Raw genomic sequence first — 25,241 nt, forward strand, 5'->3', positions numbered from 1 at the left:
CTTCTGTAGACAAAAAGGAGGTTTTGTCGAAAACCATATACACAAAGAAGGAAGGCACTCTTGCGCATAAAGAGTGCCTTCGACTTTGAAGCTTATTAGCTTTGTCCGAATTGGCCAGAGCCTTGGTTTTTTTTAGCTTGAGATTGTTGGTTTTGTTGTCTTACTTCAGCAGCATTTGTTTCGCTAGCGAATTCAGTTCCGAATTGGCCAGCTGCTCCTGCTGCACCAGCTGCACCTGCAGAACCTTGAGCAGATTGAGCGTTTTGTTGTCTTACTTCCTGGATGTTAGTTCCAGCTGAAGTTTTGTTTGGCTGTTGATTGAAGTTTGCCATTGTAATCACCTCCACGAGATTAATGTATCCCGGTACCGTGGAGATTATCCAAAAAATTATTTAAAAATAATTTAAAAATAATTTAAACCAGTAAAGAGATTCCCCCATCAACGATGATCGTTTGTCCCCTAATCATGCTTGAGTCCTCCGATAAAAGGAACATGATACAGTTAACCATATCTTCGATTTCCACCATTCTTCCTGCTGGTGTCTTATCTTTTGCTTCTTGTAGCAATTCTTCGCGATTTGGAAAATGTTTCAATGCTTCTGTGTCCACAGCTCCGCCAGAAACCGCATTGACAATAATATTTTTTGGAGCCAATTCGACAGCCAAATATCTTGTTAACGCCTCAAGAGCTGCTTTTGAAACACCCACTACTGTGTAATTCTCTAAGTAACGAATGGATCCTAGAGAACTTATACTAACAATTTTTCCTCCGCCATTTCTCTCCATCAATTTTGCTGCTTCTTGTGCACAAAATAATAATGCTTTGCTATTAATATTTAACGTCCAATCCCAATGCGACTCTTCAAGCTCCATAACAGGACGCTGCACACCAGAAGCTGCATTGTTAACAAATACATCTAACCTGCCAAATTCCTGTTCAATTTGGGCAAACATATCTTTAATCTTAGCTACGTCACCAACATTAGCTTTTACGATGAAAGCTTTTCTACCTAATGCCTCCACTTGCTCAGCCGTTTCTAAGGCCCCTTTTTTACTTCTCGCATAGTTAATAACAATATCATAACCTGCCTCAGCTAATTTTAAGGCAGTCGCTTTTCCGATTCCTCTGCTGCTTCCAGTAATTAATGCTACTTTTTGTGTCATCCTTCTATTCCCTTCTTTTTTAAAGTTCAAAGTGGATAAGTGTGTAACTCCCACGCATAGCTGCGCGCTTTTCATTTCATTTTAGCTTTTCCATGAATAGAAGACAATTAATATAGAAAACTAATGGCAAAATGATTTGAAAGGAGAGGGAAGATTATGTATGTAGGAAGAGATATGACTGAGCTTTCCATGATGTCTAAGACGGATTGGAAGAATAGCGAGCTTGCTTTTTTTCATCATTCATTGCAGCAAATTGCCCCTTATTTAAACAGCGAGGGGCAAACCATTCATCGAGAAATTATCGAAGAAATTGAAAACCGCGGGGGCATGAAAAGACAAGAAGCGGATTATACACACGGGACTAAAATTACGTATGATTAAGAAAAGCGGAAGCGCCTTGGTCAGCCCCGACAGGCAAATGTTCTTCTGCAAGAAAAGTCGCTCTTTGACTTTTATTGCAGAAGGTTATTTGACCCGAGGGGCTAGGCGCTGGAGCTGGACAATTCTCGAAGTCGATTTTTATACCTTCTGATTAATAAAGAAATGAACGCCGTTTCCGCGGCGTTCATTTAAGGTGTTTATGATCTTGAGACAGCTTAAACATTTTTTGATATGGAACTGGAAATGCGTATTCTTTCAATTCTTCAAGTGTTACAAATTTCCACTCTTCATTTTCCGGAACAAAATGTTTAACAGTGCCTGTATACACCTTGATATTCCACACTAGATGCGAAAAAACATGCTCAATTTGCCCGATTATCTGCCCAAAATGAATGTCTAAATCCAATGATTGTTTAAACAATTCAACAATCTGCTTTCGATCATTTTGTAATGGGTGATGAAGCTCTAAAGTTGGAAACTCCCATAAATTAGCGAGTAGGCCACTAGCTGGCCGTTTATGAATGAGTATTTTCCCATCCTCGTCTTCAACGACCACTGCTGCTAGTTGAACATCTCGTGTTTTGACCTTTTTCGTTTTGATTGGAAGTTCTTGTTGGACACCTTCATGAAAGGCATGACAATGCTCACGAACAGGACACAATAAACAAGAGGGAGAAGTCGGTGTACAAATCAAAGCCCCTAATTCCATTAATGCCTGGTTAAATGCAGAGGGGTCTTCATGTGAAATGATATCTCGAACTGCTTTTTCAAAAATCTTCCTTGAAGAAGCCTTCGCAATATCCTCTCGAATTAGCAAAATTCGTGATAATACCCTCATTACATTACCATCAACAGCTGGCTCCGGAATTCCATAGGCAATGCTTAAAATGGCACCTGCAGTATAGGGTCCCACTCCCTTAAGAGAGGAAATATCCTTTGGTGTGTTTGGCACTTCCCCATTATATTTCTCTTTTACTTCTCTAACGGCAGATTGAAGATTTCTAACTCTGGAATAATAGCCTAGACCCTCCCAAGCCTTTAGGACTTTCTCCTCTTCTGCTTCGGCTAAGTCTTCAATCGTGGGAAACCATTCGATAAAACGATTAAAGTAGGGTATAACCGTATCAACTCTTGTTTGTTGTAGCATGATTTCTGAAACCCAAACCTTGTATGGATCCTGGTCCTTTCTCCATGGTAGGTCTCGTTGTTCAGCTTTAAACCAGGAAATGAGATCATTTTGAAAAGCATTTATATTGATTTTTTCTGAATTTTCTTGTTCAATTATCATAACTTTTAGTCCTCCAGATTGTTAAACACAATGAAAAAAGGGAATATAATAATATGCATTTCGTTTTACAATAAGCGAATTTGTCGATTTTGACAAGAACCTAATTCATAGAAGGAGGCTATCCTTTTGGATACTGGAACTCATGTTGTAATGGGCATTGCTCTTGGCGGTCTTGCCACACTTGACCCTGTTATAGCAAGCAGCCATGCCACTGCTACCAGTGTATTGATTGCAACAATCGCCGGATCACAAATACCAGATATTGACACGGTTTTAAAGCTTAGAAATAATGCTATCTATATTCGTAATCATCGAGGAGTTACTCATTCCATTCCGGCGGTTCTATTATGGCCGCTTGTGATTTTAGCAGTGGTCTATCCTTTTTTTCCTGATGCTAATCTTCTTCATCTATGGGCTTGGACCTTTGCAGCAGTATTTATTCATGTTTTCGTTGATATCTTTAATGCCTACGGGACGCAAGCATTGCGACCTTTTTCCTCAAAATGGGTTGCTCTAGGAGTAATCAATACCTTTGACCCTTTTATCTTTGGAATTCATGTTATTGGAATTCTCATTTGGGTTATTGGAGCAAATCCAGGTATTACGTTTTCCATCATGTATTTGGTCATCTTCGGTTACTATTTAAAGCGATATCAAGCCAAGAAAAGAGTATTAGTGGAAGTAAGAACTCTGATTCCAGATGCGACAGAAATTATTATCGCTCCTACTATGAAGTTTCATCATTGGCGGATTGCCGCTATGAACAAGGAACAATTTTTTGTAGGTAGAGCAATCGACGGGAAAGTGGAAATCTTAGATCACTTCAAACGTATTCCTGTACCCAATACACCTGTTATTGAGGCAGCCAAAAAAGATAAAAATTTGTCTGCCTTTCTATCCTTCTCCCCTGTTTACCGATGGGAAGTGGATGAATACGATAATTTTTACGAGGTGAGGTTTATCGATCTTCGCTACCGAAGCAATGGGCACTACCCGTTCGTCGCCGTCGTTCAGTTAGATTGTGAATTAAATCCGATTAGCTCCTATACAGGCTGGGTGTTTAGTGAGAAAAAACTAAGAAAAAAACTAAGTATCATCTCCAGCTAAACAAAGGCTATGTTGCTCCCAGAACGCCCGCGGAAAGCGAAGCGCCTGGAACGGAAATCAACGGACAATTTTTTAAGTGACAAAACAAAAGAAAACTCGTGTTGCGAGTTTTCTTTTTAATGTGTTTGATCCTTTTCCTAATTTAAAAAATCTTTATATTTGGGATTGGTGGCGATGAAATCATGAAGTCTATTTCCATAATTTTCAATCCATTGCCTCACAATTTTCTCGGTCATTTCACTACCCTTATACTCCCTGCCAGCTTTTGCATAACTGGTTTCGAAATCATCCCAAAGCAATTCTACCCAGGTTCTTGCTTGGTCATAGGATAACTCGTTATTTTTTTCTAACAACAACCTCGTTAATTCTTCCTGATACACAATCATACACACACCCCATTGCCATTTTCTTATAACATAACCGATGTGAAAAGCGCGAATACTAACATTACGTGGTAAGCACTGAGATGCCACCTTTGCTTTTCACGTTTTTCTCATTCCCAAAATGGAGGTACAGCATGAGAAATAAAGAAACGAATTTCCCCAATCAAAATAATAACAAGTTAGAGGGCGAGCCAAGAGCGAAAGCAGAATATGCTTCTAAAAGAGCCGATGGCACCATAAATACCCATCCACAAGAGCGTATGCGTGCTTCTGGGGAACGAGATGACGAATCCCCTCAGTATTCATAGCTACCTGTTAATAAGACAAGCCAGAGATCTCTCTCTGGTTTGTCTTCATTTTAGCCCTTTTAACATTGAAATCGGGAGAGCTTCTTCTTTTCCATCGCCTTTTAATCGATAGCCCCAAGCAAACACACCATTCATATAATCTATTTTAAAATATTGGCCAGGGTCGCCTTCAATTTCATATATTTCGCCTGGTTTAAACGATTCTGGATTAATCAGATACGCTCTTGCCATTTGTACCTTTCTTTCAAGCACAGCAAACTCATTAACCATTCCCATTTGTTCTGCTTTTCGAGCTTTTTCTTGAAGTGAAGCAATTTCCTGTTTTAACTCATGCTCCGTCATATCACTGTATCGTTTCTCCTGCTGCATCCAATTCACTCCCCTTTATCTTCTTTTTTTAGTATAGTAATTTTTATAGGATTAATAAAGGTTAAAACTCACATTAAAAGGAGACCTCAATATGAAAACAATCATCGTGACTGGAGCAGGATCAGGCTTAGGCAAAGAATTAGCTTTCTTATTTTCTAAGAAGGGGTATCACCTTCTATTGGTTGGAAGAACCATTGAAAAATTAGTCCAAGCAAAACAAGAGATAGAAGCAATGGATGGAAAGGCAGATATCTTGTCGCTTGATATTTCAGACAATGAAGAGAGCGTTTCAAAGCTATCTGAAGTAAATGAGCGTTATCAAATAGCCGGCTTGGTTAACAACGCAGGTGTTGGTTATTTTGGACCGTTTACTGAGATGGATCATACACAAATAAAAGAAATGCTGGAAACGAATGTATGGGGAACGATTTTGATGACAAAAGCCATTCTTCCACTTTTATCTCAGAATGGAGAAGGTCGAATCATGAATATTATTTCTACTGCTGGCTTGCGCGGGAAAGTAAATGAAGCAGTGTATGTTGCTAGCAAATTTGCTGTAAGAGGATTTACAGAAAGTCTACAAAAGGAATACGAAGGTTCTGGAATCAAATTTAATGCTGTTTACATGGGCGGGATGGACACCCCATTTTGGGACGAAAGCACTCATGTTTCAGACAAATCACGGTTTAGGACAGCTAAGGAAGTAGCGGAAATTATTATGGATCAAATCGATCAGGATTCTATTATTATTGAGAGTAAATAAGAATTGAGGACAGTTCTGTCCTTCATTCACCCGATGAAGGACATTTTCTTCGCACTCGGGCCGAGTTTTGTCCTTCATTCACCCGATGAAGGACATTTTCTTTGCGCTGGGGCCGAGTTTTGTCCTTCATTACCTCGATGAAGGACATTTTCTTTGCACTGGGGCCGAGTTTTGTCCTTCATTACCTCGATGAAGGACATTTTCTTTGCACTTGAGCCGAGTTTTGTCCTTCATTAAATGAATTAAGAACCTCTGGGATACAATCGGTCTATATTTCTTCGTCCTCTATTTCAGAAAGAAATCTCTCAATATTATCCATTGAAAATCCTTTACGATATAAAGCTTGTTTCATCTTTTGCTGGTATTCATAACCACTTAAATGCGCATACTTTCGATGGGTTTTTTCACCTTGGAACCGAACCGCTTCCATTTCCTCATCTTCTTCTTTTTCCACTTCTGTTTCTTTCATTGCAATTCCTATAACCTCAAAAGGATACCCTTTCCTCAAAAGTAAATGTTCTAGTTTCTGCTTTTGAATCTTCAAGGATTCCTTTGTATTTTTTTGAAAAAACTTCTCACTCATTTTCGTTGCTTTTTCAATCTGCTGCTCTCGAGGATACTCCTCAAGTGCTTGCATAAGAGTCCCCTCTCCAATCCCTTTTTCCTTTAACTCTAACCTAACTAAATCAGGTCCTTTATCTGTCGTATTCGCCTGCGTCCTTACATAAGACAATGCATATTCCTGATCATTAATGTATTTTTGCGAGATTAACCTATGGAGAACCTCGTTAATGACGGGTTCATCAAGTTCCTTTTTTAAAAGGTAATCTTTGATCTCTTTTTCCGACCTCATCCTTCTTGCCAGATAATTGACCGCCAAGTTGTAGGCCTTACGGATATCGTCTTGATACTGAATTTCCAAGAAAGAAAAATCGTCAAGCTCCATCCCTTTTTTTAAATTGAATTTAATTAGCACATCGCTGTCGACACTAAAAGCAAATTCTTCACCCTTGCCCTTGCCATAATCCATAAAAACATTATATCGGTCTACATTTTTTTGCTGTGTGGTGATTTTCGTAATAATGGCCATTTCCTTCACCTCAATCTCACTTTACCATACTTTTTTATTAAAATAAGGTAAAATAAAGCAAAAGGAGGTCTTCTACATGAAAATTGCCATTGCAGGTGGAACAGGCTTTGTTGGAAGGGCACTTGTCAATGAACTAAGTAAGTATGAACATGAAATAGTCGTTTTAACTCGCCGGGCAAGGAAGTCTAACGAGAAGGCCAACATTCGATATACTCAATGGTTAACTGACGGTGCGCACCCTGTTATAGACCTCCAAGATACGGACATCTTTATTAACCTCGCAGGTGAATCGATTAACAGCGGGCGTTGGACTGAAGAAAGAAAAAATAAAATTTTGACTAGCCGAATTGAAGCAGTCGATGCAGTCCTGGACATAATAAACCAATTAGAACGGAAACCGCGGGCTCTTATTAACGCCAGTGCGATTGGTATTTATGGAACCTCCGATAAAGAAATTTTTACGGAAAATAACGAAAAACTAGGCACTGATTTTTTAGCAGAAACAGTTGTAAAGTGGGAACAAGAGGCAAGCAAGGCCGTTCCATTAGGAATTAGAACGGTCTTATGCAGATTTGGTATCATTCTTGAAAAGGATGCTGGAGCTCTTCCTAAGATGTTGATGCCTTATAAGTGGTTTATAGGAGGCAATATTGGAAGTGGCAAACAGTGGATGTCATGGATTCATCTTGAGGATGTAGTGAAAGGTATTATTTTTGCAATTGAAAATGAACAAATTCAAGGTCCTGTCAATTTCACTGCTCCACATCCTGTGATTATGAGCGATTTTGGCAAAACACTTGCTCAAGTCTTGCATCGACCACACTGGCTTCCTGTACCTAGCTTTGCCCTTCGTTTGCTCCTCGGTGAAATGAGTACTTTAGTGGTGGATGGGCAAAAGGTTTTACCCAAAAAGCTCTTAGAACATGGTTTTCAATTTCAATACCCTGAATTAAACATGGCATTAAAAAATATATTTTCTTAAAAAAAGTATCATTCATTCCTCAAAAGGTAAAAATGGAAATAAGTACATATTTAGTGCTTCATTTTTACCACTTAGCTTGATGACAATTAACAAACAAAAAATGTTGAAAGGAATGAGCAAAATGGCGGGAAAAAAGAAAAAAGATTTGGGTAGAGGGAAATATACCTTAACTAGTACACAAGAGGTTTTATATCAGCGTGACTTTAAGATGGCTGACCGTGCCGGCGGCTATCATGACAGCAAAACTAAGCTGTAAGTGAAGGAATTCGATAAGTATACCAAAAATTAATTTAAATTTTTTCCATTAATGACCCCCTTTCTAATTGTAAAAGCTATTAGGGAGTGAGAGATTCCTTTCTCCCTCTAGCTTAAATTTGAAAGGGGTTTTAGTAATGGGTCGTATGCATAATGGAGGTTCTCACAAAAATAATAAAAGCTCACTTCCACAAACACCGAAAAATTTGAAGTCTGATGGCAACGATGTAGAATACTCTCAAGAATTTGCTGATCACGCAGATCTTGAAGCACAAGCCCGTGCTAATGCCGCTAACCAACGTGTGAAGAATAAGAAAAGATAAGCATACAAAAAGAGAAGCAGGCTTTGCCCTGCTTCTTAAAGTATATAAAAGGGGGGAAAATAAATGGTATTTCAGCGAGTTCTAATGAGAGATTTCAGCGTGCTAAGCTGTTAGAACTCGGTATTACTGTTAGTTGGTATTCACATTCCTTGCAGGTGCCTTTTTGATATAGTCTTTGATGAAAGGGACTGCATAACGGTCAAGTCCGAAGTAATAAACACCAGTTCCTACGAAAAGAAGAATCATTGCTGCTGTATAAAGAATTGGGTTCGTGCTTGTTGTGCCTGCCAGCATGAAGTTTAAGTTCATAAACGCACCGGCGATTAATGCTGGAAGAGTCGCTAAACCGACAACTAATCCTAAACCAACAAGTAATTCTCCCCAAGGAATTAATACGTTAAAGATCTGAACATTTGGAATAGCAAATTGTTGTAAGAAATCTGCGTACCAGGCTTGCACTGCTGGATGATCACCAGTTGCATTTGCGAGTGCTCCTTTTAAAAATCCGCCAGCGTCAAATCCACCTGTTAATTTATGATAGCCCGCTTCAATCCATTGTAAACCAAGCCAAACTCTTAAAACTGTCCAAACAACTGCTGCTTGAGGGGTTTTATACCATCTCATCACAATCATCTCCATTTATTTTTTTGTGAAATATTTCACAAATTAATATAATAATAATTACTTTCCCCTATCGATGAGGGGTGTTCAGCTAGCTGTTTATGTAGGGAAGTTAGTTTGTGCTTCTTGGTTTGTGAATTGTTTCACTATCTTCTCTACACTTATAATATACTCTCCTGTACTTTAAATGACAACGGCTTTCACAGTTTCTTAACATATTAATGTTAGAAAATTGAATAGAATGTGAACTTACTAAGTTGTTTATATTAGAATCGTGCTTCTACATAGTTGTGGATAAATATTCTGACTTTTGTGGATATTGTGAATAAGTCTGTGGAATACCTTTAAACCGGGACTTTTGATGTTGATAACGCAGTGGATAAACACGGAAAATTCGTGACTATTGAATTAAATTTTTACATTTTGTTCAAATAAAAAAGTAGTTCTAGTGGTTTGCTACTTCTACTTTTCCTTCTTCTCTCTGAAAATAGTAGATTTAGAGGTTTGCTACTTCTACTTTTTCCTTCTTCTCTATGAAAAAAGTAGATCTAGGACCTTGCTACTTCTACTTTTTCCTTCTTTTCTCTATAAAAAGTAGATCTAGAGCCTCGATACTTCTACTTTTTCCTTCTTTTCTCTAAAAAAAGTGGATCTAGACCCTGGCTTTCTTAAAATGAAAAAAAAGAGCCATATAGCTCTTTCATTATTTGTAGACTCTTATAAAGCCTTAAGCGTTTTTATTTGTTTCACTCTCTCGTATTCTCCTATAATCGGATAATAGATAAGATTATTTTGTTTGGCCAGAAGGGCAATTTCTCTATCTGTCGCTTTGATTACAAACGTTTCCTCCGCCACTTCTTCAATCCAAGTAATGGAAGGAGTCACCTGTTTATGCTTCACTCCATGCACCAGCCACGTTTCCTTCTTGTCACTCTTACTAAACCCCGTTACCGCTACTTGAGAACACGTATTATTCTGTTTAACTGGGGAATTTTTACACACATAGACTAAATCCTCAATTACCGCACTCGCTGTAGGAAACATTCCCGCTCCTGGTCCCTGAAGTGTAATCTCTCCAACTATATCAGATTGGACATTTACTGCATTCTGGACGCCTTCTACATGGTAAAAAGGATGTTCTTTACTCAATAGGGCTGGATTGACAGTTGCAATAATTTGATCACCTAACCTTGTAATACTCGCAATATGCTTAAACCTTAGCCCTGCATTTTCTGCAGCATCAATCAATTCACTTGTTATTGAAGTAATCCCTTCACGTTTAACATCCTGCCAATTGGGTTCTTTTCCAAAAGCCAGTCTGCTTAAAATCATGGTTTTATAAAAAGCATCAAAGCCCTCCACGTCATTTGTCGGGTCAGCTTCAGCATAGCCATTCTCTTGTGCTAATACTAACGCCTGTGCAAATGACTGCTTTTTCTCCCTCATTTCTGTGAGGATAAAATTGGAGGTGCCATTGAGAATTCCTCGAATTTGCTTCACACGATTAATGTTTAATAACTGTCTAAGTGTTTGTATAACGGGAATTCCTCCAGCAACAGTAGCTTCAAAACCAACCGAAACTTTCTTCTCCTCTGCCAGTTCAAGCAGTTCTTTCCCGTGGTGGGCGAACATTTCTTTATTCGCTGTAATGATGTGGCATCCACGCTCAATCGCTGATTTCAAAAATGTAAAAGTTGGCTCTTTGTCAACAATAGCCTCCACAACAACATCAAGCTGCTCGAGGTTTAAGATATCCGCAAAGTCTGTTGTTACTAATACATTTTGACTAATATTTCTCTTTTTTTGCGTGTTTCTGATGAGAACAGCGGCAACTTCAACCTTCTTGCCTAATGCAGCAGTGAGCTCCTCACTGTGTGATTGTATTGTTCGATATACTCCTTCTCCAACTGTTCCAAATCCAAGGATTGCCACTTTGATTACAGACACATACATCCATCCCTTCACTTCACGAATTTTGACACGAAGCTTCTTTATTTTTACAAAAGAAAAACCCTCTTCAATAAGAAGAGGGTTGGTTTCCTCCTCTTATCTATCAGGTTAAATAATAACCTGCAGGAATTAGCACCTTTTCAAGGAATACCTTGAAGGTTGCCGGGTTTCATCGGGCCTAGTCCCTCCACCACTCTGGATAAGAGTTTTTATTTGATTTTTAATTAAATTTCCAAGTTATAAAGAGAATTTTAGTTGATGCAATGTTAAATGTCAATATATTCTTTCTATTCTAACTATCGTATCCCTGTAAATCTGGCATGCTCTTCTTTTACTAAGTTGATAAAATTCTCTTTCTCAAAATCCATACTGGTAATCATTTTAATATTATTCTCATTACTTAAGAACCGTTTCACCTTCCTGTTTTGGTGAATGATGTATGCGTATCTAACATCCTTTTCCAGTAAAGTAAACCACTCTTCTTCCCTTAATCTGATTATATTTTTTTCAAATTTCGATTTCGGGGACCAATCAGGAATGAAAAATTCAATGACTTCCCCTGCTAGATCAAATAGCAAATCAATAATAAAACCACTAATGGAAATTCACTCCTTACATATTTTATATCGTTTCGCGTACTGAGTGATTTAACTCTTTTATCTTATTTTTCTTCTGTTCGCTTCATTCAATATTATCCATGTTATCTTATATTTTCAGTTATAATAAAAATACTAATTACTCCCTCTTTTACTTGAATCTCGTAGGTCGCAACTTTATAGTTATAACTTCTAAATGTTTTGGATTTTCATTAATATTATTTTCTACCTCTAACTTATGCTGCATAATGATTTGTTTTCTTTGCTGCAAGGTTTCATTCCCTAATTCATAAAGATCCATATATTTTTTATATTAGAAAAATGCATTCCTGTCAAAATAGTTTTTTATTACAGGAACTGATTTATTTGACGTACGAATAGACTGATACAGCTGTTTATGAAATGCCCTCTATAAAGATAAGTGTCTACGATACTCCATCCAAAAAAGCCCGCCAATTAGGGGGGCCTTTTTAGTCTTCTTTAGTTAAAGAACGCTGATAGCAAGCTTTATATATAATATAGACGCTACCGAAATTACCTACCCCAATAGGGACGCCGCTTTTTGATCAAGGTAATAGTGGATGTTTTCATGCTGCTGAAGCACGCTTGCAGGATTAGTATTGGTAACAGGTCCTTCAATGGTAGCTTTCACAATCTCTGCCTTTTTTTCGCCGTTCGCAAGAAGGAAGATCGTCCGGCTGTTTAAAAGATGCTTCACCCCAAGTGTAATGCCTTGCTTCAGTTCCTTTTTCTCCTCAAAGTATTTCTGTCCTACACTCTGAGTGGTCTCATCAAGGTCGATAACATGGGATTTCAGGCCGAAGTCCACTCCCGGTTCATTGAAACCTAGGTGTCCGTTCATTCCGATTCCAAGAATCATCAGGTCAAATCCGCCGTATTTTTCGACCAGTTCATCTTTCTTTTTACATTCATTTTCCAGATCTTCGCTCATTGTATCAAATAAGTGAATGTTTTCTTTCTTGGCATTCACTTGATGAAAAAAATTACTGTTCAAAAATAGCTGACAGCTTCCTATATCCTCCGGACCTACTCCTACCCAATCATCGAGTCCGATGAAAGTAGCCTGTGAGAAGTCCACACGCCCAAGCTTGTATGCCTGAACGAGATAACTGAGCATTTCTTTCGGCGTGTCTCCTCCTGGAATACAAAGAACACTGTTAGGTTTACTATTAAGCAGACTGATGATTTCCTCTGCTGCGTTTTTTGACATTTCTTCATATGTGTCATATACATGTACGTTCATTCTTTCACTCCTCCTGCGGTCATGCTTGAGACCAATTGTTTTTGGAATAGAGCCACGATGATGAGCGGAGGAAGTGTCGCCAAGATTCCGCCTGTCGCGATCATACCGTAATCGACCGCGTTCTTCCCGCTAAATTCAGCAATGGCTACCGATATAGTCTTTGATTCAAGGCTTGAGGTAAACAATAGACTGAAAAAGAACTCCTCCCAAGTCAAAAGAAAACTCAATACGCCAGTCGCTAGAATCCCCGGACGTACAATCGGGATGACGACCTTCCATAAAGTCTGAAGCCTTGAGGCTCCGTCGATCATCGCAGCTTCCTCAAGCTCCTTTGGGAAACTGCGGAAATAGCTCTGCATCACCCATATGACATACGGGATAACAAACGTTAGGTCAAGAAGTACCAAGGTCCATTTTTGATCCAGCATTCCAAGTTCCGATAAAATCAGGTACAAAGGAATTACGATTACAACTGGCGGAATCATATAGGAAAACAAAAACACATATGTGATGCTGTTCCGGAAAGGAAACTGGTAACGAGCGATACTATAGGCTGCAAGGCTTCCTACAACTAAACTGATAATCATTACAGTGATGCCAACGAAAAGGGTATTCCCCATGGCTATTTTGAAAGTATAGGCCATCTCGTTCCCTTCATTCGTGAAGATGTCCACATACCGGCTGAATGTAAGATGATCCGGAATCCATTTCAGAGGGACCTTTGTTAGATCCCTTTGAAAGGAAATGCTCGAAATGAAGAGCCACAGGTAAGGAGCAATGGTGAAAAAGGTGACGAGTAAAGCAAACGTATATTGCAGTGTTTTGAATCGTTTTGAATATCTCACCCTACTCCTCTCCTTTCTTCAAGGTCTTCACGTAAACAAAGGTAAGAATAGCCACCATAATGGCAATCAGGTACGATATCGTCGCACCCTTCGAGTAATTCACTTCTACAAAACTTGTTAGATAAGCCTCGTAGGTAAGTGTCAAGGTTCCGTTTGCAGGACCTCCCCGTGTGGTCGCATAGATGATGTCGAAAACCTTGAAAAGGTCCATAGTCCTCATAACGAGTACGACCAGGATGGTTGGCTTTAAGTAAGGAAGCGTCAGGTGATAAAATCTTTTTAAAAGGCCTGCCCCGTCCATCATGGCTGCTTCGTACACACTCTTGTTTGCCATTTGGAGGCTTGCCAGCATGAAAATCGCCACAAGAGGGGTCATTTTCCAGCTGTCGGCAAACATCACCATGTGGATCGCAACCCATGGGTCTCCGAGCCAACTTTTGTATTCGTCGATGAGGCCGATTTGACTTAAAAAGGCATTCAACGCCCCATATTCTGGGTGATAAATCCACTTCCACATCGCCCCGTTTACGATCGTCGGAACTGCCCAAGGTATAATAAATATACTCCGGAGGAACGTCTTACCTCTTAAATCCTCATTTAATAAAAGGGCAATTAGTATCCCTAGGCTCAGTTGAAGGAAGAGAGAGAATCCAGTAAAGTATGCAGTTCTTCCTACAGTCTCCCAAAATCCTTGATCCCCTAACAATTGTTTGTAATTATCGATTCCCACCATTTCGCCATAGGACGAACTGGTGATGTCCATGTTTTGGAACGTGTACCAAAAGGTTTGGAGAAGAGGGAAGAGGACGATCCCGAATACCAATATGGCGGCCGGTACGATCAATAGCAAGGCGAAGGTTCTATCTTTGATTGGTCTCATTTTCCCACCTCATCTTTCTGTCTCAAAAGGGAGGAATCTCCTCCCTTTATACTATTATTTGCTTGAGATTTCTTCTGCTTTTTTCTGAAGGATGTCCATAGTTTCCTCCGGGGTCTGCTTCCCTAAAAGGGATTTTTGGACTTCCACTTGAATCTCTGTTGAAAGTGCTCCGTACCAAGGCACGCGAGGGCGGTTTTCAAGCTGTGCATACTGGGTCTTTGATGCAGCAACCACTTCTGGGTTTGTATCGATTACCTTTTGTTCTTCATAAAGGCTCTTCCAAATTGGAAGGGCATTTTTCGCATAGTTTTTTTGTACATCTTTCGAAGACAGGTACTGGATGTACTTCCAAGCTTCGTCGACATGTTTGCTTCCACTTGTCACACTAAGTCCCATTCCGCCGTTCACACTCATTGGGATAGGTGCAATCCCTACTTTCCCAGCAACTGATGATTCCTTTTCATCGTTAGCCATGTTGTACATATAAGTCCAGTTCAAAGCAAAGGCCGCTTTTCCGCTTGAGAATACTCCGCGAACGTCTTCTTCCAGGTATTCCGTTGATTTTGGATCGGTCAGTTTCTCATTCAACGTTTCAGTCATGTACTTAAGGGCCGCAACGTTTTTCGGATCGTTCAACGTCGGTTTTCCACTCTCATCAGTCATTTTTCCACCGAATGAAGAGGTGATGGCCGTGAAATCACATACAAGTGCTTCCGCCTGGCTCCAGCTCCATACAATTGGATAAGGGACCAATTTTTTCTCTTGGATGACCTTTGCCTGTTCATTCAATTCATCAAAATTTGTCGGAGGATTTTGGATTCCTGCTTTCTCTAGAATTTCCTTATTATAGAAAAGGAATTTGGTATCGTTTAGCCATGGCATTCCGTACACTTTGCCGTCATATGATACACTGTCGATGGCCCCAGTGAAAATGTCGGATTTATCGTCACTTTTCAATTTATCGGTTACGTCCTTTACAAATCCCGCTTTCGCAAATTTCGCAGTCCACGGAGCATCAATGACCACTACATCGTATCCTCCGCTTTTTGCACTTGTCTGGATCTTTTGCTCAAGTGCTTCATATGGGGCGAATGTTGCCTTAATTTTAATGTTCGGATTGTTCTTTTCGAACTCTTTCGTAATGTTATTCACGTCTTCTTCACTATATCCGGCCTGTTTCATGAAAAGTGCGTTCAATGTAACCTTTCCATCCTTTTCCCCTTTCGAACAGCCGATGATCCCAGTGATAAGGATCAAAATCATACTCATCAGAAACCACTTTTTCATGTTTATTCCCCCTCTAATATTGTTCTACTTGCATAAAAGCATAGGCAACGGCACCAAGGGCCCCCGTGTCACTCCCAAGATGAGAGCGTTCAATTGTCACAGGTATCGGGATCAATTTTTTTACCCATTCCTCGATTTTTTTCAAGTGTGGCCCCAGGCTCCTGGAGACTCCCCCGCCGAGGATTACTTTTTCAGGATTCACAACGCAAACGACGTTCGAGATGCCGATTGCAAGGTCAAGAAGGTAGTTGTCAATGACGGTGATGCTATCCTCTTTGCCCTCATCGTATTCACGGAACCAATCATAGGCAGTCTTTCCGTCCCGCTTCAGGGCACTTCCGGATGTCCGCTTTTCGAACTGTCCAAATTTCCCCACTTCATTAAAATGTCCTTGTTCGACATCCTTCCTGTCGGTCATGTATCCGATTTCACCAGCAGAAAAGTGAGCCCCTTCAAGAAGTCCACCGTTTACATAAATACCGCAGCCGACGCCTGTCCCAATTGCGATGAAAGCAAGGCTTTTGCACGACTTTCCCGCCCCGTATTGAAGTTCGCCGAAAAGGGCGCACTTCACATCGTTGTTAATAAAAATCGGAAAAGAGAAGCTTTTTCCCATGATGGCGCGGATAGGGAGGTCTTCCCACCTTAGTGCAGGTGCATCCACTACAATTCCGTTCTCGCTGTCAAGAATGCCTGGGATTCCCATCCCCATTGTGCTTATATCTTCCTCGTTAACAGGTGAACCATTAATGAAACTTTTGATGATAGTGATAATTCCCTCTAGTTCGTGTACGGTCGGATATTCCTCCTTATGGACAACATTTCCGTCAAGATCGGTCAGAACGATAAGTATTTTGGTCCCTCCTACGTCAACCCCAATCCCGTAAGAGGAAGTAGGGTTAAACACAAGATGAATACCAGGCCTTCCGCCTTCCCTTGTCGAACTGCCATACCCTTGTTCGGTGATCAGTTTCTTTCGAATCAGGTCATCCACAATTGAAGAGACAGTGGCTCGGCTCACTCCGACTTTCCGAGATACCGCCGCACGAGTGATTGGCTGGTGTTCACGGATGTTTGAGAGAATGAGGCGTGTGTTCATTTGTTTGATAAGTTCGGCATCCCCCTTTTTGTTCAAAGTCAGCCCCCCTTTCTAGGTTTGTTTGGTAAGTGAACGAACGATCTATCTCTATCATAAAATGAAAGGGGTTTCAATTTCAAGAGTTTTTTTAATATTAAATTAGTAAATATTCGAAAATGAATTTAAATAAAAAAACACCCTTGATAAAAGTGTAGATAATAGGCTGAAGTGTATAGATCTCTTAAATTCGTGTAGCTAGAACCATAAAGTAACCTTTCACAGCAAAAAGAAACCCGCCAATGGCGGGTTTCTCACATTTTAGCGCTTCAATTTACCCTCAGCAAGCACAATTTGCTTCTCCACCTGCTTTGGAGCGGTACCGCCAAAGCTGTTTCGAACCGCAACTACGTGTTCAGGAGCTAAAACCTCGTAAATATCCTCTTCAAATAAAGGACTAAACTCTTGATATTCTTCAAAGCTCAAATCTAGTAAAAACTTATTAGACTGGATTGCGTATAAAACAATTTTCCCAATCACCTCATGGGCTTCACGGAACGGCAGGCCCTTAGTAACTAGATAATCAGCAATATCTGTTGCATTCGAGAAATCATTGTTAATCGCTTTACGCATCACATCTTTATTAACCGTCATCGTTTCAATCATTGGAGCTAATAGCATTAAAGAACCTTCCAATGTTTCAACGGTATCAAACATACCTTCTTTATCTTCTTGTAAGTCCTTATTGTAGGCTAGCGGCAGCCCTTTAAGAACAGTCAGCAGCCCAATCAAGTTACCATACGTACGGCCTGTTTTTCCACGAAGCAATTCAGGTACATCTGGATTCTTCTTCTGCGGCATAATGCTAGAACCCGTACAGAATGAATCATCTAACTCAACAAATTGAAATTCCTGACTTGACCAGATTACTAGTTCTTCGGAGAATCTAGAAATATGAGTCATGATAATAGAACCAATCGATAAGAATTCAAGAATAAAATCGCGGTCACTGACAGCATCCATACTGTTAGGATACACGGTTTCAAAACCTAACAATTCTGCTACTCGTTCACGGTTGATAGGAAAGGTAGTACCTGCCAACGCACCTGAACCAAGTGGAAGCCAATTGACACGCTTCAGACTATCAATCAATCTCTCTTTATCACGTTCAAACATCCAGAAATAAGCCATTAAATGGTGCGCAAACGATACTGGCTGTGCACGTTGAAGGTGAGTATAGCCTGGAATTAAGGTTTGGACATGTTCTTTTGCCTGCTCAATTAATGCCCCCTGAACATCCTCAATCAATTTAATCAGTTCCGTCGTTTTTGTTCTTAAGTAAATATGCATATCGGTTGCTACTTGATCATTCCGGCTGCGCCCCGTATGTAGTTTGCCGCCCACCGGTCCGATTTTTTCAATCAACAGCTTTTCAATATTCATGTGAATATCTTCATCTTCTACCGAAAACTCCACTTCGTTCGCATGAACCATTTTTTGAATCGCAAGAAGTCCGTCCTTAATCTTTTCAGCATCCTCAACTGGGATAATGCCACATTCCCCCAGCATTTGCACATGAGCCAGGCTTCCGGCAATATCATCTTTTGCTAACTTTTGATCAAAAGATATGGATGCTGTGAATTCTTCTACGAGCTTGTTGGTTTCCTTTGTAAATCGTCCGCCCCATAACTTAGACATTTCCTGCTCCTCCTTAAAATGAAAGAAGATAGCCCCCGAAATAGGATTCGAGGGCAATCCGAATTATTTTACAATCGTTTCTTTTTTTGTAACCTCTGAATATACCTTTGTTGGTAAGCCCCATATCTTAATAAAGCCAACAGCGGCATTATGATCGAACGCATCACCTTTTGAATAGGTTGCTAGCTCCTCATTGTATAAGCTATATGGTGATTTACGGCCAACAACCGTATGATTTCCTTTATGAAGCTTTACGCGAATCGTTCCAGTAACGGTCTTTTGTGTTTCCTCAATAAACGCATCAAGGGCTGGCTTGATAGGGGAATACCATAGTCCTTCATAGATGATCTTTGCCATCTGCTGTTCCACCTGCGTTTTAAATTGTGTAACCTCACGAGTTAATGTTAAAAACTCTAATTCTTTATGTGCATTAATCAAGATAAGTGCAGCGGGATTTTCATACACTTCTCTTGATTTGATTCCTACTAAGCGATTTTCAATGTGGTCGATACGGCCAACACCGTGCTTACCGCCAAGTGCGTTTAAGGTTTCAATTAACTGAACTAGTGGAAGCTTCTCACCATTAAGGGCAACAGGAACCCCTTGTTCGAATTCAATTTCTACATATTCAGCTGCATCTGGAGTTAATTCAATCGGATTCGTCCAATCGAAAGCCGCTTCAGGCGCTTCTGCCCATGGATCTTCAAGAACTCCAGCCTCACAAGCACGTCCCCAAATGTTTGCATCAATTGAAAAAGGATTATCTAAATCCACTGGAATTGGAATACCGTTTTCCTCAGCATATTTAATTTCTTCATCACGTGTCATGCCCCATTCACGAACCGGAGCAACCACCTTTAAGCTTGGGTTTAACGCTTGAATGGACACTTCGAAACGCACTTGGTCATTCCCTTTTCCTGTACAACCATGAGCAACAGCTGTAGCACCTTCTTTTTCCGCCACCTCTACTAATAGTTTTGAAATAAGTGGACGGGAAAGAGCTGAAGATAATGGATACTTTCCTTCATATAAACAATTAGCCTTTAAAGCTGGTAAAATATATTCCTTTGCCAATAATTCTTTTGCATCGACCATATATGCTTTAACTGCTCCAACATTTAACGCCTTATTCTTAATAGCTTCTAAGTCTTTTCCTTCACCTACATCTAGACCTAGAGCAATAACATCATAACCGTATTTTTCCTGGATCCATTTAACCGAAACGGATGTATCTAAACCACCTGAGTATGCTAAAACAATTTTTTCTTTTGCCATCTGTATTCTCCTCGTGCTTTTGTGAATTTTTATTCAATCAACAGAATTATTATACAACAACTCTCACAAAAAGTGAAACTATTATGCTAATAAATGTTTTAAAATTGCTTTTTGCGCATGCAGACGATTCTCGGCTTCATCAAACACGACTGAATGAGTACCGTCAATAATATCTCCCGTTACTTCTTCATCACGATGAGCAGGTAGACAGTGTAAAAAGATATAATCTGATTTAGCATGTTTGCACAGTTCTTCATTGACTTGAAAACCTTGAAATGCCTTCAGTCTTTTTTCCGTTTCCTCTTCCTGCCCCATGCTGGTCCAGACGTCTGTTACCACGACATCCGCATTCTTGATTGCTTCTAGAGGATCATTTGTAATAACAACCGAACATCCTGTTTGCATACCTTCTTTAATAGCTGCCTCAGTAATTTTCCCATCAGGTAAATAACCCGGCGGACTGGCGATACTAACATCCATTCCTACTTTTACTGCCCCTTCCATCAACGAATGGGCCATGTTATTATTTCCGTCTCCAATATAGCAAATCTTTAACCCTTCTAATTTCCCTTTGTGCTCAAGAATGGTTAAAAGATCAGCTAATACCTGGGTTGGGTGCTGTAAATCGGTTAATCCATTGATCACTGGAACAGTTGCATGTTCTGCTAATTCTTTTACAGAATCATGTGAAAACGTTCGAATCATAATTCCATCTACATAGCGTGATAACACTTTAGCTGTATCGGAAATACTTTCCCCGCGTCCGAGCTGAATGTCTTTTGAACTTAGGAAAATAGCATGGCCCCCAAGCTGCAGCATTCCTACTTCAAACGAAACCCTAGTACGGGTAGATGACTTCTCAAAAATCATACCTAACACTTTCCCACTTAAGAAAGGATGTGGTTTCCCTTGCTTTTGCATTTGCTTTAGTTCAAGCGCGTCATTTAACAGGTAAAGGATTTCATCTGTAGTGAAATCCGATAGCTGTAAAAAATCTTTCCCCTTCAGTTGCGGGTTATTTTTTTCGTTCAATTTAATTGCTTCTAACATGAACGGCACCTTCTTTTTCAATAGTATAATACTCACTAACCGTTCGTACCTGGTAATCCGATGGAGATCCTTTTTGCAAACCAAATGTCGCCTCAATCGTATCTAAATGGGTAAATACAGGTATTTTGTAACGAACAGCATGTTCACGAATTTGAAAACCAAATTTCATTTTATTTCGACCCTGATTTGGAATGTTAATGACCGCTTTAATTAACTGCTTTCGGAAAAAGTTGCTTACATCCGTATCATCCTTGACCACTACCTCAACAGGAATTCCGTTACCCTGAAGGAAGAGTGCAGTTCCTTCTGTTGCAGCAATTTTGTAATTTTTAACGATAAATTGTTTAATAATTGCAAGACTAGCAGGCTTTTCACGGTCCGAGATGGAGCAAAACAGATAATTTTTCTCTGTTTCTTCACCAAGTGATTGAATTGACTTCTCTAACGCTGCATGAAACGTTACTCCTATTCCTAAGGCTTCGCCAGTCGATTTCATTTCTGGTCCAAGTACATGGTCAACACCCTTTAACTTACTAGATGAAAACACTGGTGTTTTGACAGAATAGTAGTTCGGTTCAGCTAGTAATCCTTCGATTGGTGATAACTTGGTTAACGATTGACCTAATTGAACACTCGTTGCCCACTCAATCATTGGGACGCCTGTTACCTTGCTGATAATCGGTACGGTTCTCGACGAACGCGGGTTCACTTCAAGTACATACACTTCATCTTCATAGATAACAAATTGAATGTTCATCATACCAATGACAGAGGCAGATTTAGCGATTTTCCCTGCATAATCAATTAACGTTTCTTTGACTTTTGGTGTTAGTGAAATTGGCGGGAATACCGTGATACTATCGCCAGAGTGGACTCCAGCTTTTTCTATATGCTCAAAAATCCCAGGAACCACAATCGTTCCACCATCACATATAACATCAATCTCACATTCTAAACCCGGTAAATATTTATCTACTAATAATGGCCACATGGATGCCTGCGAGTTCCCCTCAAGCTGCACAATATATTGGCTAAGCTCTTCTTCTGAAAAAATCGTAAACATCGATTGACCGCCAATTACATACGATGGACGAACTAGAACTGGATAGCCTAATTTTTCTGCCGCTTCCTTCAATTCATCTGGGTGTGAGACTGTTTGACCCTCAATATGAGGAATATTTAAGTCCTCAAGCAGCTGATAGAATTCCTTTCGATCTTCTAAACGATCGACATTTTTTACAGAAGTACCTAAAATGTTCACGCCTTCTTCTTCTAAGGCATGTGCCAAATTAATTGCCGTTTGGCCGCCAAACTGAATCAAGACTCCATCAACCTTTTCTTTCTCAATCACGTGTAGAACATCTTCCGCTGCTAGAGGTTCAAAATATAGGCGATCCGCAACAGAATAGTCTGTACTCACTGTTTCTGGGTTGTTATTGATGACAACAGCTTCATAGCCGTTCTTCTTAATTGCTTTTGCCGCGTGGACAGAACAATAATCAAATTCAATTCCTTGACCAATACGAATCGGACCCGAACCAATAACAAGAATCTTTTTCTTATCAGTTACTTCTACTTCGTCAAAACCATGCCAAGTAGAATAGTAGTAAGGTGTGACAGCATCAAATTCTGCTGAACAGGTATCAACCATTTTATAGCCAGGTTTCAAGTTTAGTTCTTTCCACTTTTTACGAATCTGTGTTTCAGGAATATCGTAAATTTGTGATAAAAGTTTATCGGACACATTATTTCGTTTTGCTTGTTTAAGCAGGAGGACAGGAACTTGCTCCCATTGATAGGACGCCAATTCCTTTTCGATCGCAACGATTGAACTAATTTTGTGCAAAAACCATGGATCAATCTCTGTTAACTGATGTACTTTTTCAAGAGTAATCCCTCTTCTAAAGCATTCGGCAATAATGAATAACCGTCTGTCATTTGCTGTTGTAAGAAGATCATAAAGGGTGGCATCTTCTGCTGTTTTATTCCCCTCAAGACAAAGACCATAAACATTCATCTCCATTGACCGAATGGCTTTGTTTAAAGCTCCCTCAAATGTGCGGTCAATTGCCATTACTTCACCTGTTGCTTTCATTTGCGTTCCAAGTGTACGATCTGCCTCTGGAAACTTATCAAATGGGAAGCGAGGTAGTTTCACCACAATATAATCAATCGCTGGCTCAAATGAAGCAAACGTGTTACCTGTTATTGGATTCACAATCTCATCCAAATGATACCCAATCGCACACTTTGCTGCCATCCGCGCAATCGGATAACCCGTTGCTTTTGAGGCAAGTGCGGATGAACGGCTCACCCTTGGATTTACTTCGATAATATAGTACTGATTGGATTCTGTGTGTAGAGCAAACTGAATATTGCAGCCCCCGATGATTCCTAATTCTCTTATGACTTTAATGGAAACATCACGAAGCATTTGATATTGAACGTCTGTCAATGTCTGTGATGGAGCAACAACAATGGAATCCCCTGTATGAACACCAACAGGATCCATGTTTTCCATATTACACACAATAATGCACGTGTCATTTGCATCACGCATGACTTCGTACTCGATTTCCTTCCAGCCTTTAATACTTTTTTCAACCAGTACCTGCCCGATTGGACTAGCAGCAAGCCCTTTTTTCAAAACGATTTCTAGTTCATCGTCGTTATGTGCAAAGCCCCCACCCTCGCCACCTAATGTATAGGCAGGTCGGATGATCACTGGAAATCCAATTTCCTTAACGAACTGCATGCCTTCTTCGTAGCTGTGAATAATCGCAGATTCAGGAATAGGTTCGCCGATTGTAAGCATCAGATTACGGAATCTCTCTCGGTCCTCTCCGTTTTTGATTGATTCAACCGAAGTTCCTAACAGCGCTACATCGTATTTTTCTAAAATCTTTTGTTCATAAAGCTGAACAGTTAAATTTAAGCCGGTTTGACCTCCTAAGGTCCCGATCACTCCATCCGGCTTTTCTTTTTGAATGATTTTTTCTATCGTAGCCACGTTTAAAGGTTCAATATATACCTTATCGGCAATGGCCTCATCAGTCATAATGGTTGCCGGATTATTGTTAATTAAAACAACTTCAATACCTTCCTCTTTCAAAGCAATACAAGCTTGTGTTCCGGCATAATCAAATTCTGCTGCCTGACCAATGACAATCGGACCAGACCCAATGACAAGTACTTTATTTAAGTTTTTATTTAACGGCATACACAGTCTCTCCCAATGAAGCTATCTGGCTTACGAATTCTTTAATAATGTGTGCGGTATCGCTTGGTCCGGGATGTGCTTCCGGATGAAATTGCACCGTTTGGATTGGATAGCTTTGATGTTTTAGTCCTTCAATTGATTGATCATTGACATTTCTGTAGGTTACATCAAAGACCGTTTGGTCGATGCTATCGTCAACAACGACATACCCATGATTTTGTGCCGTTATTTTTACTTTTCCAGTCATGATTTCTTTTACCGGGTGGTTACCTCCCCTATGACCGTAAGCAAGCTTTTCTGTTTTGGCTCCGTATGCTAAAGCAATTAGCTGATGGCCTAGACAAATTCCAAGTGAAGGATAATGCTGGCTGATCTTTTTAATTTCTGGGAACCACTTCTTTAAATCCATTGGATCTCCAGGTCCGTTGCTAAATAAAACACCATCAGGATTCAAGGATTTTACTTTTTCAAAAGGAGTATAATAAGGAACCACGGTAACTGCACAATTTTCTTCTAACAGAGCAGTAAGAATTGACTTTTTAAAGCCGTAGTCCATTAACACCACATGTGGTCCTCTATTATTAAAATATTGCGTCTTCTTAGTCGATACTTTCTCCACCCATAAAGTGGGTTTTTCGTTTGCAGAAAAATCTACTAGCTTTGTTTTGCTTAAATATCCTTTAACTGTCCCACGGCTACGAATCGTTTTAACTAGGAGCCTTGTATCAACACCGGCGATTCCCGGAACACCTGCTTGCTTCAGTTTTTCTGAAAATTTATGAATGGATTGATAATGACTTGGTGTTTCACATAAATCACTAATGATTACCGCTGATAAAGCCGGTGTAATGCTTTCATCATCCATTGCATTAATTCCATAGCTTCCAATAATCGGATAGCAGAATGTAATCATTTGCCCGGCGTAGGATGGGTCCGTGATGATTTCCTGATAGCCAGTCATACTTGTATTAAATACTACCTCCCCGAGAGAATCTTTTTCTGCACCAATTAGTACACCTTCAAACACTTCTCCCGTTTCCAAAGTAAGGTATCCCTGTTCCAAAAAC

Annotated in this window: 25 protein-coding genes and 1 riboswitch; of the genes, 7 read left to right on the plus strand and 18 right to left on the minus strand. The window is 39.9% G+C overall.

What is annotated here, in order from left to right; genetic code table 11:
- Window positions 1-95: 95 nt before the first annotated feature.
- Together AA0X95_RS24260 and fabL are read right to left on the minus strand one after the other, a co-directional pair.
- The gene (locus tag AA0X95_RS24260) at window positions 96-332 is read right to left on the minus strand and encodes a gamma-type small acid-soluble spore protein (RefSeq protein ID WP_413302552.1); all 237 of its coding nucleotides are present in this window, start codon (window positions 330-332) and stop codon (window positions 96-98) included.
- Between the two features lie 82 nt (window positions 333-414).
- On the minus strand, window positions 415-1,164 hold the full coding sequence (fabL, locus tag AA0X95_RS24265) for an enoyl-[acyl-carrier-protein] reductase FabL (RefSeq protein ID WP_413302554.1): 750 nt from the start codon (window positions 1,162-1,164) through the stop codon (window positions 415-417).
- Window positions 1,165-1,320: 156 nt separating this feature from the next.
- Here fabL and AA0X95_RS24270 point away from each other — a divergent pair, with 156 nt between their 5' ends.
- Complete coding sequence (locus tag AA0X95_RS24270; RefSeq protein ID WP_413302557.1) at window positions 1,321-1,545, plus strand: hypothetical protein; 225 nt, start codon at window positions 1,321-1,323, stop codon at window positions 1,543-1,545.
- Window positions 1,546-1,729: 184 nt separating this feature from the next.
- Here AA0X95_RS24270 and mutY read toward each other — a convergent pair whose 3' ends face one another.
- The gene (mutY, locus tag AA0X95_RS24275; RefSeq protein WP_413302559.1) at window positions 1,730-2,833 is read right to left on the minus strand and encodes an A/G-specific adenine glycosylase; all 1,104 of its coding nucleotides are present in this window, start codon (window positions 2,831-2,833) and stop codon (window positions 1,730-1,732) included.
- A 126-nt stretch (window positions 2,834-2,959) separates the two neighbouring features.
- Between mutY and AA0X95_RS24280 the strand changes: the two genes are divergently transcribed.
- The gene (locus AA0X95_RS24280) at window positions 2,960-3,940 is read left to right on the plus strand and encodes a metal-dependent hydrolase (RefSeq protein WP_413302561.1); all 981 of its coding nucleotides are present in this window, start codon (window positions 2,960-2,962) and stop codon (window positions 3,938-3,940) included.
- A 137-nt stretch (window positions 3,941-4,077) separates the two neighbouring features.
- On the opposite strand, the gene AA0X95_RS24285 is transcribed toward AA0X95_RS24280, so the two are convergent.
- On the minus strand, window positions 4,078-4,326 hold the full coding sequence (locus tag AA0X95_RS24285; protein WP_413302563.1) for a YfhJ family protein: 249 nt from the start codon (window positions 4,324-4,326) through the stop codon (window positions 4,078-4,080).
- A gap of 131 nt (window positions 4,327-4,457) precedes the next feature.
- Between AA0X95_RS24285 and AA0X95_RS24290 the strand changes: the two genes are divergently transcribed.
- Window positions 4,458-4,631, plus strand: a complete 174-nt coding sequence (locus tag AA0X95_RS24290; protein ID WP_309866312.1) for a small, acid-soluble spore protein K — start codon at window positions 4,458-4,460, stop codon at window positions 4,629-4,631.
- Window positions 4,632-4,676: 45 nt separating this feature from the next.
- Here the strand turns inward: AA0X95_RS24290 and AA0X95_RS24295 are convergent, their stop codons facing one another.
- Window positions 4,677-5,000, minus strand: coding sequence for a YfhH family protein (locus tag AA0X95_RS24295; protein WP_413302566.1), 324 nt, complete (start codon window positions 4,998-5,000; stop codon window positions 4,677-4,679).
- 91 nt (window positions 5,001-5,091) lie between these two features.
- Here AA0X95_RS24295 and AA0X95_RS24300 point away from each other — a divergent pair, with 91 nt between their 5' ends.
- Entirely contained in the window at window positions 5,092-5,763 is a 672-nt protein-coding gene (locus AA0X95_RS24300) for an SDR family NAD(P)-dependent oxidoreductase (RefSeq protein WP_413302569.1), read from the plus strand.
- 268 nt (window positions 5,764-6,031) lie between these two features.
- Here AA0X95_RS24300 and recX read toward each other — a convergent pair whose 3' ends face one another.
- Window positions 6,032-6,853, minus strand: a complete 822-nt coding sequence (gene recX / locus AA0X95_RS24305) for a recombination regulator RecX (protein ID WP_413302572.1) — start codon at window positions 6,851-6,853, stop codon at window positions 6,032-6,034.
- 76 nt (window positions 6,854-6,929) lie between these two features.
- Between recX and AA0X95_RS24310 the strand changes: the two genes are divergently transcribed.
- From AA0X95_RS24310 to AA0X95_RS24320, 3 genes are all read left to right on the plus strand, one after another.
- Window positions 6,930-7,835, plus strand: a complete 906-nt coding sequence (locus AA0X95_RS24310; RefSeq protein ID WP_413302574.1) for a TIGR01777 family oxidoreductase — start codon at window positions 6,930-6,932, stop codon at window positions 7,833-7,835.
- Between the two features lie 121 nt (window positions 7,836-7,956).
- Entirely contained in the window at window positions 7,957-8,091 is a 135-nt protein-coding gene (locus AA0X95_RS24315; protein ID WP_413302577.1) for a YfhE family protein, read from the plus strand.
- A gap of 136 nt (window positions 8,092-8,227) precedes the next feature.
- Window positions 8,228-8,413 carry a YfhD family protein gene (locus tag AA0X95_RS24320; RefSeq protein WP_413302580.1) on the plus strand — a complete coding sequence of 62 codons (186 nt, stop codon included), beginning with the start codon at window positions 8,228-8,230 and terminating at the stop codon, window positions 8,411-8,413.
- Window positions 8,414-8,542: 129 nt separating this feature from the next.
- Here the strand turns inward: AA0X95_RS24320 and AA0X95_RS24325 are convergent, their stop codons facing one another.
- From AA0X95_RS24325 to AA0X95_RS24380, 12 genes are all read right to left on the minus strand, one after another.
- A complete protein-coding gene (locus AA0X95_RS24325; protein WP_413302582.1) occupies window positions 8,543-9,037 on the minus strand; it encodes a DoxX family membrane protein in 495 nt (164 codons plus the stop codon).
- A gap of 714 nt (window positions 9,038-9,751) precedes the next feature.
- Entirely contained in the window at window positions 9,752-10,981 is a 1,230-nt protein-coding gene (locus AA0X95_RS24330; protein WP_413302584.1) for a homoserine dehydrogenase, read from the minus strand.
- Window positions 10,982-11,077: 96 nt separating this feature from the next.
- Window positions 11,078-11,190: riboswitch (SAM riboswitch) on the minus strand.
- A gap of 928 nt (window positions 11,191-12,118) precedes the next feature.
- On the minus strand, window positions 12,119-12,844 hold the full coding sequence (locus AA0X95_RS24335) for a glucosamine-6-phosphate deaminase (RefSeq protein ID WP_413302587.1): 726 nt from the start codon (window positions 12,842-12,844) through the stop codon (window positions 12,119-12,121).
- Window positions 12,841-13,689, minus strand: a complete 849-nt coding sequence (locus AA0X95_RS24340; RefSeq protein WP_413302589.1) for a carbohydrate ABC transporter permease — start codon at window positions 13,687-13,689, stop codon at window positions 12,841-12,843. The genes AA0X95_RS24335 and AA0X95_RS24340 overlap by 4 nt, the downstream gene beginning before the upstream one ends.
- A gap of 1 nt (window position 13,690) precedes the next feature.
- Entirely contained in the window at window positions 13,691-14,452 is a 762-nt protein-coding gene (locus AA0X95_RS24345; protein WP_413302592.1) for a carbohydrate ABC transporter permease, read from the minus strand.
- A gap of 171 nt (window positions 14,453-14,623) precedes the next feature.
- On the minus strand, window positions 14,624-15,856 hold the full coding sequence (locus tag AA0X95_RS24350; RefSeq protein WP_413302594.1) for an ABC transporter substrate-binding protein: 1,233 nt from the start codon (window positions 15,854-15,856) through the stop codon (window positions 14,624-14,626).
- Between the two features lie 13 nt (window positions 15,857-15,869).
- Window positions 15,870-16,955, minus strand: coding sequence for an ROK family transcriptional regulator (locus AA0X95_RS24355; RefSeq protein ID WP_413302597.1), 1,086 nt, complete (start codon window positions 16,953-16,955; stop codon window positions 15,870-15,872).
- Between the two features lie 297 nt (window positions 16,956-17,252).
- Window positions 17,253-18,629: an argininosuccinate lyase gene (gene argH / locus AA0X95_RS24360; RefSeq protein ID WP_413302599.1), complete on the minus strand. Its 1,377-nt coding sequence runs from the start codon at window positions 18,627-18,629 to the stop codon at window positions 17,253-17,255.
- Window positions 18,630-18,692: 63 nt separating this feature from the next.
- On the minus strand, window positions 18,693-19,904 hold the full coding sequence (locus AA0X95_RS24365; protein WP_413302601.1) for an argininosuccinate synthase: 1,212 nt from the start codon (window positions 19,902-19,904) through the stop codon (window positions 18,693-18,695).
- Between the two features lie 81 nt (window positions 19,905-19,985).
- Window positions 19,986-20,954 (minus strand): ornithine carbamoyltransferase, encoded by a 969-nt coding sequence (gene argF, locus AA0X95_RS24370; protein WP_413302604.1) that lies wholly within the window; start codon window positions 20,952-20,954, stop codon window positions 19,986-19,988.
- Window positions 20,938-24,174, minus strand: a complete 3,237-nt coding sequence (carB, locus tag AA0X95_RS24375) for a carbamoyl-phosphate synthase (glutamine-hydrolyzing) large subunit (RefSeq protein ID WP_413302607.1) — start codon at window positions 24,172-24,174, stop codon at window positions 20,938-20,940. Before carB ends, argF begins: the two co-directional genes overlap by 17 nt.
- On the minus strand, window positions 24,161-25,237 hold the full coding sequence (locus AA0X95_RS24380; RefSeq protein WP_413302610.1) for a carbamoyl phosphate synthase small subunit: 1,077 nt from the start codon (window positions 25,235-25,237) through the stop codon (window positions 24,161-24,163). Before AA0X95_RS24380 ends, carB begins: the two co-directional genes overlap by 14 nt.
- Between the last annotated feature and the right edge of the window lie 4 nt (window positions 25,238-25,241).

This window comes from Neobacillus phoenicis, from assembly GCF_047302305.1.
Lineage (GTDB): Bacteria > Bacillota > Bacilli > Bacillales > Cytobacillaceae > Neobacillus.

Coding starts and splice junctions, on each gene's coding strand:
- AA0X95_RS24260 (WP_413302552.1), bottom strand. CDS start 332: ATGGCAAACTTCAATCAACAGCCAAACAAAACTTCAGCTGGAACTAAC.
- fabL (WP_413302554.1), bottom strand. CDS start 1,164: ATGACACAAAAAGTAGCATTAATTACTGGAAGCAGCAGAGGAATCGGA.
- AA0X95_RS24270 (WP_413302557.1), top strand. CDS start 1,321: ATGTATGTAGGAAGAGATATGACTGAGCTTTCCATGATGTCTAAGACG.
- mutY (WP_413302559.1), bottom strand. CDS start 2,833: ATGATAATTGAACAAGAAAATTCAGAAAAAATCAATATAAATGCTTTT.
- AA0X95_RS24285 (WP_413302563.1), bottom strand. CDS start 4,326: ATGATTGTGTATCAGGAAGAATTAACGAGGTTGTTGTTAGAAAAAAAT.
- AA0X95_RS24290 (WP_309866312.1), top strand. CDS start 4,458: ATGAGAAATAAAGAAACGAATTTCCCCAATCAAAATAATAACAAGTTA.
- AA0X95_RS24295 (WP_413302566.1), bottom strand. CDS start 5,000: ATGCAGCAGGAGAAACGATACAGTGATATGACGGAGCATGAGTTAAAA.
- AA0X95_RS24300 (WP_413302569.1), top strand. CDS start 5,092: ATGAAAACAATCATCGTGACTGGAGCAGGATCAGGCTTAGGCAAAGAA.
- recX (WP_413302572.1), bottom strand. CDS start 6,853: ATGGCCATTATTACGAAAATCACCACACAGCAAAAAAATGTAGACCGA.
- AA0X95_RS24310 (WP_413302574.1), top strand. CDS start 6,930: ATGAAAATTGCCATTGCAGGTGGAACAGGCTTTGTTGGAAGGGCACTT.
- AA0X95_RS24315 (WP_413302577.1), top strand. CDS start 7,957: ATGGCGGGAAAAAAGAAAAAAGATTTGGGTAGAGGGAAATATACCTTA.
- AA0X95_RS24320 (WP_413302580.1), top strand. CDS start 8,228: ATGGGTCGTATGCATAATGGAGGTTCTCACAAAAATAATAAAAGCTCA.
- AA0X95_RS24325 (WP_413302582.1), bottom strand. CDS start 9,037: ATGAGATGGTATAAAACCCCTCAAGCAGCAGTTGTTTGGACAGTTTTA.
- AA0X95_RS24335 (WP_413302587.1), bottom strand. CDS start 12,844: ATGAACGTACATGTATATGACACATATGAAGAAATGTCAAAAAACGCA.
- AA0X95_RS24345 (WP_413302592.1), bottom strand. CDS start 14,452: ATGGACATCACCAGTTCGTCCTATGGCGAAATGGTGGGAATCGATAAT.
- AA0X95_RS24350 (WP_413302594.1), bottom strand. CDS start 15,856: ATGAAAAAGTGGTTTCTGATGAGTATGATTTTGATCCTTATCACTGGG.
- AA0X95_RS24355 (WP_413302597.1), bottom strand. CDS start 16,955: ATGAACACACGCCTCATTCTCTCAAACATCCGTGAACACCAGCCAATC.
- argH (WP_413302599.1), bottom strand. CDS start 18,629: ATGTCTAAGTTATGGGGCGGACGATTTACAAAGGAAACCAACAAGCTC.
- AA0X95_RS24365 (WP_413302601.1), bottom strand. CDS start 19,904: ATGGCAAAAGAAAAAATTGTTTTAGCATACTCAGGTGGTTTAGATACA.
- argF (WP_413302604.1), bottom strand. CDS start 20,954: ATGTTAGAAGCAATTAAATTGAACGAAAAAAATAACCCGCAACTGAAG.
- carB (WP_413302607.1), bottom strand. CDS start 24,174: ATGCCGTTAAATAAAAACTTAAATAAAGTACTTGTCATTGGGTCTGGT.